The organism is Micrococcus sp. GPGPB33 (genome assembly GCF_037853785.1).
GTDB lineage: Bacteria > Actinomycetota > Actinomycetes > Actinomycetales > Micrococcaceae > Micrococcus > Micrococcus luteus.
Genome location: NZ_JAQMWO010000002.1, coordinates 987,470 through 1,000,322, shown reverse-complemented (window position 1 = coordinate 1,000,322; position 12,853 = coordinate 987,470). Strand labels below are relative to the sequence as shown.

The window sequence follows — 12,853 nt, the reverse complement described above, 5'->3', positions numbered from 1 at the left end:
CATGCGCCGCACGGACATCGGAACGGTCGGCCTCGCAGGCGCCCCCGTCTCCAAGGCGGACCGCGCCTACCAGGCGATCCTCGAGGGGATCCGGGACCAGCGCCACGAGCCGGGCGACCGGCTGGTGCTGTCCCAGATCGCCGCGGAGCTGGGCATGTCCGTGGTGCCCGTGCGGGAGGCGATCCGCCGCCTGCAGTCCGAGAAGCTGGTGGCCTACGAGCGCAACGTGGGCGCGACCGTGGTCGGCATCGATCCGGTCGAGTACCGCCACACCATGGAGACGCTGGCGCTGGTGGAGGGGTTCTCCACCGCCCAGTGCGCCCCGCACGTGACCGGCGAGGACCTCGCGGCGGCCCGCGAGGTGAACGCCACCATGCGCGCGATGACGGAGTCGGAGACGGCCTGGGACCCGATGGCGTTCACCGAGCTCAACCGCCGCTTCCACTCGATCCTGTTCGAGCATCACCAGAACGAGCACGTGCACGACCTGGTGCACCGCGGCTGGAACCGCCTGGCCGCGCTGCGCTCCTCCACGTTCGCGTACGTGCCCGGCCGGGCGGTGGCCTCCGTGGACGAGCACGAACACCTGCTGCGCCTGATCGAGGACGGGGCGCGCTTCGAGGAGATCGAGGCCGCCGCCCGCGCCCACCGCCTGAACACCCTGCACGCCTACCTGGAGCACAGCGCCGAGCCGTCCGCGTGACCGCCGGCCGGACCGGCGCCGACGCCGGCTGCTCCAGGCCCCGATCATCAGACCCACCCGAAGCACTCAGTGAAAGAGACACCATGACGGAGAAGACCAGCATCGAGGCCCGCAAGCCCGCGGGCCTGCCCGACGTCCTGCGCCACTACATCGACGGCGAGTTCGTCGACTCGATCGACGGCGACACCTTCGAGGTGCTCGACCCGGTGACCAACGAGCCGTACCTGACGGCCGCCTCCGGCAAGGCCGCGGACATCGACCGCGCCGTCGCCGCCGCGAAGCGGGCCTTCGAGTCCGGCGAATGGTCCCAGGCCCTGCCGCGCCAGCGCTCCCGCGTGCTGCACGCGATCGCCGACATCATGGAGACCCGCGGCAACCAGCTGGCCGAGATGGAGTGCTTCGACACCGGCCTGCCGATCAAGCAGGCGAGGGGCCAGGCCGCCCGCGCCGCCGAGAACTTCCGCTTCTTCGCGGACCTGATCGTGGCCCAGCACGACGACACCTTCAAGGTGCCGGGCCGCCAGATCAACTACGTGAACCGCAAGCCGATCGGCGTCGCCGGCCTGATCACCCCGTGGAACACCCCGTTCATGCTGGAGTCCTGGAAGCTGGCCCCGGCCATCGCCACCGGCAACTCGGTGGTGCTCAAGCCCGCCGAGTTCACCCCGCTCTCGGCCTCCCTGTGGGGCGGGATCTTCGAGGAGGCCGGCCTGCCGAAGGGCGTGTTCAACATGGTGCACGGCTTCGGCGAGGAGGGCTACGCGGGCGACCCGCTCGTGAAGCACCCGGACGTGCCGCTGATCTCCTTCACCGGCGAGTCCCGCACCGGCCAGATCATCTTCGCCAACGCCGCCCCGCACCTGAAGGGCCTGTCCATGGAGCTCGGCGGCAAGTCCCCGGCCGTGGTGTTCGAGGACGCGGACCTGGACGCGGCGATCGACGCGACCATCTTCGGCGTGTTCTCCCTGAACGGCGAGCGCTGCACCGCCGGCTCCCGCATCCTGGTCCAGCGTTCCGTCTACGACGAGTTCGTGGAGCGCTACGCCGCCCAGGCCTCCCGCGTGAAGGTCGGCCTGCCGGACGACGAGACCACCGAGGTCGGCGCCATCGTGCACCCGGAGCACTTCGAGAAGGTCATGTCCTACGTGGAGATCGGCAAGACCGAGGCCCGCCTGGTGGCCGGCGGCGGCCGCCCGGAGGGCTTCCCCGAGGGCAACTTCGTGCAGCCCACCGTGTTCGCGGACGTGGCCCCGGACGCCCGGATCTTCCAGGAGGAGATCTTCGGCCCGGTGGTGGCCATCACCCCGTTCGACACGGAGGAGGAGGCCCTGCAGCTGGCCAACAACACCAAGTACGGCCTGGCCGCCTACATCTGGACCAACGACCTCAAGCGCGCCCACAACGTCGCGCAGAACGTGGAGGCCGGCATGGTGTGGCTGAACTCCAACAACGTGCGGGACCTGCGCACCCCGTTCGGCGGGGTGAAGGCCTCCGGCCTGGGCCACGAGGGCGGCTACCGCTCGATCGACTTCTACACCGACCAGCAGGCCGTGCACATCAACCTCGGCGAGGTCCACAACCCGGTGTTCGGCAAGCAGGAGCAGGCCGCGGCGAAGATCGACGGCTGAGCCCGCGCCGACCGGTGACCACGACGGCGCCCGCACCGTCCCCGCGACGGTGCGGGCGCCGTCGTCGTGGTGGGGCCGGGCCGGGCTCCTCCCCCGGCCCACCCGACGCGGGTTGAGTTGTCGCGGGTGCGGGCGCCCCGGACCCGCGACAACTCAACCCGCGTTCCTCGAGAGCCTTTCCGTCGGTCGCCCGGATCGTATACGATCGAGCCACTGACCGTGTCCCAGGCCACAGCGCACCGCCCCCTCACCAAGGAGCACCGATGACCAACCTCGAGAGCCGCCAGAAGACCTCCTCCGGCTTCTTCGTCACCAAGGAAGTCCCCATCGACCCGGAGAACCCCCTCCCCACCCCGACGTCCGAGGCGCCGGACATCCTGCGCTCCGCCTCGATGGAGCTCGTGGTCACGGACCTCGCCCAGTCCCGCGAGTTCTACGTGGACGTGCTCGGCCTCGTGGTCACCGAGGAGGACGAGGAGACCGTCTACCTGCGCTCCATGGAGGAGTTCATCCACCACAACCTGGTGCTGCGCCAGGGCGAGACCGCCGCCGTGGCCGCGTTCTCCTACCGCGTGCGCACCCCCGAGGACCTGGACAAGGCGGTCGCCTTCTACGAGGAGCTGGGCTGCCGCGTGGAGCGCCGGAAGGACGGCTTCGTCAAGGGCGTCGGCGACTCTGTGCGCGTCGAGGACCCGCTGGGCTTCCCCTACGAGTTCTTCCACGACGTCGAGCACGTGGAGCGCCTGGCTTGGCGCTACGACCTCTACACCCCGGGCGCACTGGTCCGCCTGGACCACTTCAACCAGGTGACCCCGGACGTGCCGCGTGCCGCCCGCTACATGCAGGACCTGGGCTTCCGCGTCACCGAGGACATCCAGGACGAGAACGGCACCGTCTACGCCGCGTGGATGCGCCGCAAGCCCACCGTGCACGACACCGCCATGACCGGCGGCGACGGCCCGCGGATGCACCACGTGTGCTTCGCCACGCACGAGAAGCACAACATCCTGGCGATCTGCGACAAGCTCGGCGCCCTGCGCATGTCCGACCACATCGAGCGCGGCCCGGGTCGCCACGGCGTCTCCAACGCGTTCTACCTCTACCTGCGCGACCCGGACGGCCACCGCGTGGAGGTCTACACCCAGGACTACTACACCGGCGACCCGGACAACCCCGTGGTCACCTGGGATGTGCACGACAACCAGCGCCGCGACTGGTGGGGCACCCCGGTCGTGCCGTCCTGGTACACCGACGCCTCCCGCGTGCTGGACCTCGACGGCAACCTGCAGCCGCTGGTCTCCCGCACCGACGACTCCGAGATGGACGTGACCATCGGCGCCGACGGCTTCTCCTACACCCGCGAGGAGCAGGGCGAGGAGTCCATGCCGGAGTGGAAGCAGGGCGAGTACAAGCTCGGCAACCAGCTCTGACGGCACTGCCGGGCGCCGCTCCGGGACACCACGCCGACGGCGGGCACCCCACGCAGGTGCCCGCCGTCGTCGGCCGCACCCCCTGCCACCCTCCGCGTCCCCCCACCCCACGCCGTTCGAGGCGGAAAATCCACCTCATTCGAGCCGGGAGGGCCAGTTTGAGCTCGATTTCCCGCCTCGAAGCGTGGGGAGCAGAGGTGTCCCGCCTCGCAGACGGGCGTCGGGGGGCTGGCCTGGCTCACGGTGCACCGCCGCAAGCCCGGGCTGAGCATCGGGACGCGCACCCCGGACTGATCCGGGGCGGTGACAGGATGGCGACGAGTCCACGGGCCGAGCCGCGTAATCGTATACGATCAAGGCCAGGCCCCTGCCCGTCGTCGTGAAGGAGACCGCTGTGCTGGACCACGAAACCCACCTCAAGATCGCCGACGAGCTGCACCGCGCGGGCATCGACCGCGTGCCCGTGCCGCGGCTGACCGCGCGCTACCCGGAGATGGAAATCGAGGACTCGTACGCCGTCCAGCGCATCTGGGCCGAGCGCCAGGTCGAGGCGGGCCGCCGCAAGGTGGGCCACAAGATCGGCCTGACCTCCAAGGCCATGCAGGACGCGACCGGGATCGACGAGCCGGACTACGGCGTGATCTTCGACGACCAGGTGTTCGAGTCCGGCCACGTGTACGAGTGGAAGAAGTACACCCATCCGCGCATCGAGATGGAGCTGGCGTTCGTGCTCAAGGACGAGCTGCGTGGGCCCGGCCTGAACCTGATGGACGTGCTGCGCGCCACCGAGTACGTGGTGCCCGCGCTCGAGGTGCTGGACTCGCGCATCGAGATGGCCGGCCGCACCATCACGGACACCATCTCGGACAACGCCGCACTGGGCTCCCTGGTGATCGGCGGCCGCCCCGTGGGCGTGCACGACGTGGACCTGCGCTGGGTCTCCGGCATCCTCTCCCGCAACGAGGAGATCATCGAGACCGGCGTGGCCGCGGGCGTGCTGAACCACCCGGCCAACGGCGTGCACTGGCTGGCCAACCGCATCGCCGGGCACGGAGACGCGCTCGAAGCCGGTGAGATCGTGCTCGCCGGCTCCTTCACCCGCCCGATGTGGGTGCACGAGGGCGACACCGTCTACGCCGACTACGGCCCGCTCGGCACCATCACCTGCCGCTTCGCCTGACCCGCCCGCCGTCGTCGCCCCGCCCCGCCCGCCCGCAACGCGGGTTGACCTATCACCAGTACGACCCCGCTCCACCCGCGACAACTCAACCCGCGTCGGGTGGAGGGCGCGGAGAACCCCGGAGGAACGTCCCATGCCCGTCCGCCACAACCCGCAGCCGCTGTTCCGCGACCTCTTCACGCCCGAGGCCGTCGCCGCCCGTGGGGGCCGCCCCGCCGCCGGCATGTTCCTCTCCTCCGGGGACCCGACGACGGCGGAGATCTGCGCCGGCGCGGGCCTCGACTACCTGCTCATCGACGCCGAGCACGCACCGCTGACCCTGCAGGACGTCCTCGCCCAGCTGCGCACGATCGCCGGCTACCGTGTGCCCACCCTGGTGCGCGTGCCGGCGCTGGACACCGTGGCCATCAAGCAGTTCCTGGACCTGGGCGCCCAGTCGCTGCTGGTGCCCATGGTCGACGACGCCGCGATGGCCCGCCGCGCCGTGGCCGCCGCCCGCTACCCGGACGGCTCCGCCGAGGGCGGGGTGCGCGGCGTGGGCTCCGCCCTGGCACGCTCGGGCCGCTGGAACCGGATCCCCGGCTACCTGCCCGGCGCGGCGGACCACGTCTCCGTGATCGTGCAGATCGAGACGGCCGCCGGCGTGCGGAACGCGGACGAGATCGCGGCGGTGGACGGGATCGACGGCGTCTTCATCGGCCCCTCGGACCTCTCCGCGTCCCTGGGCCTGCTCGGCCAGCAGTCGCACCCGGACGTGGTGGCCGCGGTCGAGGAGGTCATCACGAAGGTCAAGGCCGCCGGGAAGATCGTGGGCGTCAACGCGTTCGTGCCCGCGCAGGCCGACGCCTACGCCGCCGCCGGTGCGGACTACGTCAACGTGGGCGCCGACGTCGCCCTGCTGGCCCGCGCCGCCGAGGCCCTCGCCGACCGCTGGTGCCCGGCCCCGAGCAACGCCGCGGCCGACGGGCAGAGCGCGCCCCGCGCGTCGTACTGATCCGGTCATCCCCTCACTTCGGGGCGCGAAATCCACCCCATGGACGCCCGATCCTGGCCCATGACGTGGATTTCCCGCCTCGAATGGCTCGGGGCCGGCGCCCCGGGGGACGTCACCGCCTCCTGCACAACCGCGCCGGGCCCCCTCGCGCGTCCCCAGGCCCCCGCTCGTCTGTCTCGGGATGCCGACCGACGGAGCACGCTCGCCGCATGCCCCGTCGTCCCGCCCCGCTGCCGCCGTCGATCGACCCCGCCGCCTTCACGGTCGACGACGCGCGCCGGGCGGGTGTGACGTGGTCCCGACTGCAGTCCTCAGACCTGCGGCGGCTGCGCCACGGCATCTACGGGCCGGCCGGCCCTGCGGCGGCCTCCGTCCGTGAGTGGACGATGGACGAGGTCCGCGCGTACCAGCGGCGCCACCCCGGCGTCGTCGTCAGCCATGAGACCGCCGCCCGCCTGCACGGCCTGACCGTGCCCGCACGGCTGCTGGCCCCCGGTGCGGTGCACGTCAGCGTCGGCACCTCGGGCGGCCGGCCGGTCCAGGCGGGTCTGGTGCCGCACCGCATCGAGGTGCCGGAGGGACAGCGGATGACGCGGGGCGGCGTGCTCGTGACGACGCCGGCCCGCACGCTGTGGGACCTGTGCGCGGCACGGTCGGCGCTCACCGAGCGGGACGTCGTCGCCGCCGGTGACGCGCTGCTCTGCCCGCCGTGGCTGCCCGGCGGCGGACGCGGGGCTCCCGCCTACACCCCGGAGGAGCTCGTCCGATCGCTGGCCGAACGGGGACGTTTCCGGGGGCGCGGACTGGCCCGGGCAGCGCTGGCGAGGATGCGCGTGGGGGCGGATTCGCCGCGCGAGACGCGTCTGCGGCTGGCGCTCGTCGACGCCGGGCTGCCGGAGCCCGAGGTGCAGTGCCGGCTGGACCCGTCAGACCGCCGCGCTCCGACGGTCGACCTCGGGTATCGGCAGTGGCGCCTCGCGTTGCAATACGACGGCGAGCACCACCGCACCGCCGAGCAGCAGGCCCGAGACGTGCTGCGCGACCGCTGGTGCGCCGACCACGACTGGCTCTCGATCAAGGTCATGTGGGCCGACGCCCGGGACGACTACGCGGACGTCGTCGCGCGGGTGCGGCGCCGGGCGGCCGAGTTCGGTGGGTGACCCGGTGAGATCCACGGCCCCCGCGGCCCGCCACGGCCCCTCGTTTCGAGGCGGGAAATCCAGCTCATAGCACTCTGGTCCACGCCCATGGGGTCGATTTCCCGCCTCGAAAGGACGGGCCCGGTGGGAGTCGGCCCGTGAACACCCGTGCTCCCCCACGTAGCGTGGCCCCATGACCACGTCCGCCCCCACCCTGAGCTCGCATTTCGCCGACACCTTCCCCGAGCTCGCCCTGCCCTGGCAGGCCCAGGTCACGGACGGCCCGCAACTCGTCCTGCTCAACGCCGGCCTCGCGGCGGAGCTCGGCCTCGACGCCGAGTGGCTCGCCAGCGACGACGGCGTCCGCTTCCTCACCGGCGAGCAGCCCGGCCCGCACGCGCGGCCGGTCGCGCAGGCGTACGCGGGCCACCAGTTCGGCCACTACTCCCCCCGCCTGGGTGACGGGCGCGCCCTCCTCCTCGGCGAGCTCACGGCCCCGGACGGTCGGCTCCACGACCTGCATCTCAAGGGCTCCGGTCGCACGCCCTTCGCGCGCGGCAACGCCGACGGGCAGGCCGTGCTCGGCCCCATGCTCCGCGAGTACGTGGTCTCCGAGGCGATGCACGCCCTCGGCGTGCCGACCACGCGGGCGCTCGCCGTCGTCGCCACGGGCCACCCGGTCCGCCGCGAGACCGTGCTGCCGGGCGCGGTGCTGGCCCGGACGGCCGCGTCGCACCTGCGCGTCGGCACGGCCCAGTACGCCGCGGCCCTCCCCGAGCAGGCGCACCCCACGGAGGTGCTGCGCCGGATCGTCGACGAGGCCATCGCCCGCCACCACCCGCACGCCACCGACGCCGAGCACCCCGCGCTCGCGCTCTACGAGGCGGTGATCGCCGCGCAGGCCGAGCTCGTCTCCCGCTGGATGCTCGTCGGCTTCGTGCACGGTGTGATGAACACGGACAACATGACCCTGTCCGGCGAGACTATCGACTACGGCCCCTGCGCGTTCATCGACGCCTTCGATCCGGCCGCGAGCTTCTCCTCGATCGACACCCAGGGCCGGTACGCGTACGGCAATCAGGGGCCCATCGCGGCGTGGAACCTCGCCCGGCTCGGCGAGGCCCTCGTGCCCGTGCTCGACGACGACCCCGACCGCGCCGTCGCGCTCGCCCAGGAGGCGCTGGGCAGGTTCCACGGCGCCCATCTCGCGGCGTGGCGGGGCGGACTGCGGGACAAGCTCGGTCTCCCGGCGTCGGTGGCGGAGGACGACGTCGCCGCGCTCACCGACCGCCTGTTCCCGTGGCTGGCCGCGGCGCGGACCGACTGGACCTCGTTCTGGGTGCGGCTGGCCGAGCACACGGCGGCGCCCGTGGACGACGACGCGGCGCGCACCGAGGCGGCACGGCTCGTCCCCGGCGCCCCGGACCCCGCGGGGCTCGCCGCCTGGCTCTCGGACTGGCGGGCGATGGGTCCCGATCCGGCCCGCATGCGCGCGGTGAACCCCGTCTACATCCCACGGAACCACCTGCTCGACGAGGCCCTGACGGCCGCGGAGGACGGGGACCTCACCGCCGTCCACCGGCTGCTCGAGGCCGTCACGGATCCCCTCACCCCGCGCCCCGGGTTCGAGCGGCACGCGGAGCCGGGTCCGGCGGACGGGGCCCCGTTCGTCACCTACTGCGGCACCTGACCGCTTTCGTCGACGAAACGGGCGCCCTCACCCCCGCGCCAGCGACTTGACCGGCACGGCCGGGTCCGCGAGCGCGGCGGCGTCCACCACGATCCCCCGGTCGATGATGCGCCGGGCGGCCTTGACGGTCATGGGGTCGTCAATCGACGCGGCCCCGCGCAGGGTCCCGTCCGCGGCCAGCGCGAAGCTCGCCACCACGACGCCGCGCACTTCGCGATCCACGATCCGCCCACCGGCCGGCACCGTCATGTCCCCCACGGCCTCCACGTGTGCGTCGTACCGGTCGGACCAGAACCACGGGGCGCCCGGGGCGTCCGCCTGTCCCCCCAGGAACGCCGCCGCGGCGGCCGCACCGGACCGCAGGGCCGGCTCCCAGTGCCGCGACGGCGCCCACGCGGACTCCCGGGCGCGCGCGGCGTCGCCCACGGCCAGGATCCCGGGCACGGTCGTGCGGCCCATCGCGTCCGTGAGCACGCCGTCGGCCACCTCCAGACCGGCGTCCGCGGCGAGGGCGGTGTCCGGCACGGTGCCGCCGGCCAACACCACGACGTCGGCGTCCACGGTCCGCCCGTCGTGGAGGTGGAGCCGGTGGGCGGCCGGCAGTGCGGCGCCGCCGTCGGCGTCCCGGTGCTCGATCCAGGCCGCCCGCCCGACCTCGACCGCGACCCCGTGCTCGGCGTGCATCCGGTGCAGGCGGGCGGCCAGCGCTGGCCCGACCGCCGCGCGAGCCGGGGCGTCCGTCCCGGTCACGAGCGTCACCGCGGCGAGCGAGCGGCGCGCCGCGGCCGCGACCTCCGCCCCCGTGAAACCGCCGCCCACGACCGCCACCTCGGTCCCGAACGTCAGGCGGTCGCGCAGGGTCTCGGCGTCGGCGCGGGTGCGCAGGGTGATCAGGTCCGGGTGGTCGGCGCCGGCGACGTCGAGGGCCCGGGGTCGCCCGCCCGTGGCGAGCACGACCGCGTCCGCGTCCAGGACCCGCCCGGAGGCCGTCTCCACCCGGTGGGGCGCGGGGCCGCCGTCGGGGTGGACGCCGCCCGGCACCACCCGGACCGCCTCGTCCTCCACCAGCTCCACCCCGTGCTCGGCGAACCATGCCGGCGGGGCGAGCAGCAGGCGGTGCGCGTCCGCGTCGCCGGTCAGGAACTCCTTGCTCAGGGGTGGCCGGTCATAGGGCACGCCCTGCGGGTCCACGAGTGCGATCTCGCCCGCGAAACCGCGACGCCGCAGCTCGCGGACCACGGCGAAGCCCGCGACGCCGCCGCCCACCACCGCGACCGAGCCGGGCACGCCTGCCGGGGCCTCGACGTCGTGGCTCATGCGCCGGGGACGAGGTAGAGCTGGCCCTCGCGCTCCTCGACGCGGTGCACGCCGACGCCCTTGGTGGCGGGCAGGCAGAGCGCCTCGCCGGTGCGCAGGCAGAACTGCGCGGCGTGCAGCGGGCACTCCACCCGGTCGTCCTCGAGCCAGCCCTCGGCCAGCGAGGCGTCCTCGTGGGTGCACGTGTCGTCGATCGCGTGGAACTCGCCTGCGTCCGTGTGGAACACCGCGACGTCGTCCCTCGTCCCCGCCGTCGCCGCCGGGACGACGATCGCCTCGCCCTCCGGGACGTCCGCCGCCGCGCCGATGTGGATCGGCTCCGCCATGGTCTGCCTCCTCTGGTTCCCGGGCCGGGCGGCCCGTGGTGGTCTCCCGTCACCGTATCCCCCGGCGCGGACCCGACACCCCTCCGCTGTGCTCCGCCCCGGTGCCACACCGCGCCCACCTGTGAATGGATGAACCGGACATCACGGGGGCGTGAAATCACCCGACAAGCCTTCGAAAGATGTTCCCGGGAATGGTCGATCACGCTACGATCACGACGGCCTCTGGCCCTCATCCCGCCCTCACCACGCCACCGACCCGGGAAAGCGACACGGCCCGCGCCTGTCGTTCCTCGGGCACTCCACCTTCCGAAGGCATCCGCATGAAGATTCTCCCGCCGCGTTCCGCCGCGTCCCCCGCCCGCTCGCGCCCGCCGTCGCGGTCGCCGCGCTCTCCGTCCTCGTCGGCGGCCTGCTCCCGCAGCCGCCGTCCGCGACCACGGAGGGCGCCCCCGACGTGCGCCCGCTCGACGACGCCGCCCGCGCCACGACCGTCGGCGCGGCCGCGACCCCCGCGTCGGCCGCTCCCGTCGAGGGCGCCGGCGTCGCGACCGTCCCGCAGGAGGGCGAGAACCTCGTCCCGGCCGAGGAGGCCCCGGCCGGCGTCGTGCTCGGCGAGCCCGTGGTGGACCGCCCGTTCACGGTGGCAGCCGCCGTATGGGACACCGCGGCGGACGACGCCGTCGAGCGCGTGGAGATCCGCGTGCGTCAGGACGGGGCCTGGGGCCCGTGGCAGGTCCTGGATCGGCCCGTCCTGCCCGAGGACGCCGCCCCCGCGCGCACCGGCACGGACCCGTTCGTCGCGTTCGGCGCGGACGGCGCCCAGCTGCGCGTGACCACCGTCGACGGCGCGGCCCCGGCCGGCCTCGAGCTGTCCCTCATCGACCCGGGCACGGCCGCCACGGACGAGACCGTTGCGAGCGCGCACCCGGCGGTGACCGCCGAGCAGGCCGCGGAGACGGCCGGCCTGCCCCGGGGCGTGAAGTCGAGCGCCGTCGTCGGGGGCGCGGAGCCCGCCGAGGGCCACACCGTGGCCACGGCCTCGGATGCGCGCGCGAAGATCCTCCCGGACGTGATCACCCGCGCACAGTGGGGCGCGGACGAGTCCTGGGCGGAGGACTCCCCGCAGTTCGACCAGGTGCGCGCGCTGACCATCCACCACACGGCCGGCACCAACGACTACTCGCGCGCCCAGGCCGTGGAGCAGATGCGCGGCATCTACGCGTACTACACGAAGACCCTCGGCTGGGGCGACTTCCCGTACCACCTGATCACGGACCGCTTCGGCAACATCTACGAGGGCCGTCGCGGCGCCCTGGACTCGAACCCGCTGGGCACGCACGCGGGCGGGTTCAACCGGGGCACGATGGGCGTCTCCACGATGGGCAACTACGACGTGCTCGCCCCGTCCGAGGAGGTGGTGGACGCGATGGCCCGCGCCACCGCCTACTACCTGTACCGCGACGGCATCGACGCGCGGGGCCGAGTCACCCTGACCTCGGGCGGCAGCACGAAGTACGCCGCGGGCACGCCCGTCACCGTGGACACGATCTTCCCGCACCGGGCCACGTCCGCGACCGCGTGCCCGGGGCAGCACCTGATGGCCCGCTTCGACGACCTGCGGGACCGCGCCGAGGCCATCGCGACGGCGGCCGGCCAGCCGCCGGCACCGGCCACCCCGGCGCCGATGCCGGCCCCGTCGACCGAGCCGTCGACCGCCGGCACGTACACGGTGCAGCCGAACGACGGCTGGTGGACCATCGCCCGCCGCACCGGCGTGCCCGCGGCCACCCTCCAGGAGCTCAACGGCATGACCGAGTCGACCGTGCTCCACCCGGGCATGGTGCTGCGCACCGTCGCCGACCCGACCGCCCCGGAGCCCACCCCCATCACCACCGGCACGTACACGGTGCAGCCGAACGACGGCTGGTGGGTCATCGCCCGACGGACCGGCGTGTCCGCCGCGGAGCTCCAGCGGCTCAACGGCATAACGGCGTCGACCGTCCTGCACCCGGGGATGGTGCTCATCACGGCCGCCACGGCGCCGGCCGCCACGCCCACGCCCGCCCCGGCCCCCGCCCCGGGCACGTACACGGTCCGCGAGGGCGACGGCTGGTGGATCATCGCCCACCGCACCGGCGTGACGATGGAGACCCTCCAGCGCCTCAACGGCATGACCGCGACCACCGTGCTGCACCCGGGGATGGTGCTGCGGACCGGCCAGACCGCCTCCGCCCCGGCGCCCTCGCCCGCCACGTACGTGGTCCAGGCGAACGACGGCTGGTGGCTCATCGCCCAGCGCACGGGCGTCGCCATGGAGCGCCTGCAACGCCTCAACGGCATGACGGTCTCGACCATGCTCCACCCGGGCATGGTGCTGCGCACCGCCTGAGCGCCCCGCCGGGACGACGTCGGCCCGCACCTGCGCGTGAAGGTGCGGGCCGCCGTC

10 protein-coding genes are annotated in these 12,853 nt (G+C 73.6%); 8 read left to right on the top strand and 2 right to left on the bottom strand.

Annotated elements, in window-relative coordinates; genetic code table 11:
- The first annotated feature begins 1 nt into the window (after position 1).
- From POD19_RS04820 to POD19_RS04790, 7 genes are all read left to right on the top strand, one after another.
- A complete protein-coding gene (locus POD19_RS04820; RefSeq protein WP_078026216.1) occupies positions 2 to 703 on the top strand; it encodes a GntR family transcriptional regulator in 702 nt (233 codons plus the stop codon).
- Between the two features lie 83 nt (positions 704 to 786).
- Complete coding sequence (gene hpaE / locus POD19_RS04815; protein WP_078026215.1) at positions 787 to 2,331, top strand: 5-carboxymethyl-2-hydroxymuconate semialdehyde dehydrogenase; 1,545 nt, start codon at positions 787 to 789, stop codon at positions 2,329 to 2,331.
- A 263-nt stretch (positions 2,332 to 2,594) separates the two neighbouring features.
- Positions 2,595 to 3,761 (top strand): 3,4-dihydroxyphenylacetate 2,3-dioxygenase, encoded by a 1,167-nt coding sequence (gene hpaD, locus POD19_RS04810; protein WP_144818974.1) that lies wholly within the window; start codon positions 2,595 to 2,597, stop codon positions 3,759 to 3,761.
- Between the two features lie 394 nt (positions 3,762 to 4,155).
- Complete coding sequence (locus POD19_RS04805; RefSeq protein WP_144818972.1) at positions 4,156 to 4,941, top strand: 2-keto-4-pentenoate hydratase; 786 nt, start codon at positions 4,156 to 4,158, stop codon at positions 4,939 to 4,941.
- Positions 4,942 to 5,074: 133 nt separating this feature from the next.
- Positions 5,075 to 5,935 (top strand): HpcH/HpaI aldolase family protein, encoded by an 861-nt coding sequence (locus POD19_RS04800; protein ID WP_069941119.1) that lies wholly within the window; start codon positions 5,075 to 5,077, stop codon positions 5,933 to 5,935.
- Positions 5,936 to 6,144: 209 nt separating this feature from the next.
- Positions 6,145 to 7,095 (top strand): hypothetical protein, encoded by a 951-nt coding sequence (locus POD19_RS04795; protein WP_070709504.1) that lies wholly within the window; start codon positions 6,145 to 6,147, stop codon positions 7,093 to 7,095.
- Between the two features lie 172 nt (positions 7,096 to 7,267).
- Positions 7,268 to 8,764 (top strand): protein adenylyltransferase SelO, encoded by a 1,497-nt coding sequence (locus POD19_RS04790; protein ID WP_144818970.1) that lies wholly within the window; start codon positions 7,268 to 7,270, stop codon positions 8,762 to 8,764.
- 27 nt (positions 8,765 to 8,791) lie between these two features.
- Here POD19_RS04790 and POD19_RS04785 read toward each other — a convergent pair whose 3' ends face one another.
- Positions 8,792 to 10,081: an NAD(P)/FAD-dependent oxidoreductase gene (locus tag POD19_RS04785; RefSeq protein WP_144818968.1), complete on the bottom strand. Its 1,290-nt coding sequence runs from the start codon at positions 10,079 to 10,081 to the stop codon at positions 8,792 to 8,794.
- Positions 10,078 to 10,407 carry a bifunctional 3-phenylpropionate/cinnamic acid dioxygenase ferredoxin subunit gene (locus POD19_RS04780; protein WP_002857882.1) on the bottom strand — a complete coding sequence of 110 codons (330 nt, stop codon included), beginning with the start codon at positions 10,405 to 10,407 and terminating at the stop codon, positions 10,078 to 10,080. Before POD19_RS04780 ends, POD19_RS04785 begins: the two co-directional genes overlap by 4 nt.
- Positions 10,408 to 10,861: 454 nt before the next feature.
- Here POD19_RS04780 and POD19_RS04775 point away from each other — a divergent pair, with 454 nt between their 5' ends.
- Entirely contained in the window at positions 10,862 to 12,796 is a 1,935-nt protein-coding gene (locus POD19_RS04775) for a LysM peptidoglycan-binding domain-containing protein (protein WP_340309352.1), read from the top strand.
- The last annotated feature ends 57 nt before the right edge of the window (positions 12,797 to 12,853 follow it).

What these genes read in the sequence shown, in the direction of transcription:
- hpaE (WP_078026215.1), top strand. Translation starts at nt 787, where the DNA reads ATGACGGAGAAGACCAGCATCGAGGCCCGCAAGCCCGCGGGCCTGCCC.
- POD19_RS04790 (WP_144818970.1), top strand. Translation starts at nt 7,268, where the DNA reads ATGACCACGTCCGCCCCCACCCTGAGCTCGCATTTCGCCGACACCTTC.
- POD19_RS04795 (WP_070709504.1), top strand. Translation starts at nt 6,145, where the DNA reads ATGCCCCGTCGTCCCGCCCCGCTGCCGCCGTCGATCGACCCCGCCGCC.
- POD19_RS04785 (WP_144818968.1), bottom strand. Translation starts at nt 10,081, where the DNA reads ATGAGCCACGACGTCGAGGCCCCGGCAGGCGTGCCCGGCTCGGTCGCG.
- POD19_RS04800 (WP_069941119.1), top strand. Translation starts at nt 5,075, where the DNA reads ATGCCCGTCCGCCACAACCCGCAGCCGCTGTTCCGCGACCTCTTCACG.
- POD19_RS04820 (WP_078026216.1), top strand. Translation starts at nt 2, where the DNA reads ATGCGCCGCACGGACATCGGAACGGTCGGCCTCGCAGGCGCCCCCGTC.
- hpaD (WP_144818974.1), top strand. Translation starts at nt 2,595, where the DNA reads ATGACCAACCTCGAGAGCCGCCAGAAGACCTCCTCCGGCTTCTTCGTC.
- POD19_RS04780 (WP_002857882.1), bottom strand. Translation starts at nt 10,407, where the DNA reads ATGGCGGAGCCGATCCACATCGGCGCGGCGGCGGACGTCCCGGAGGGC.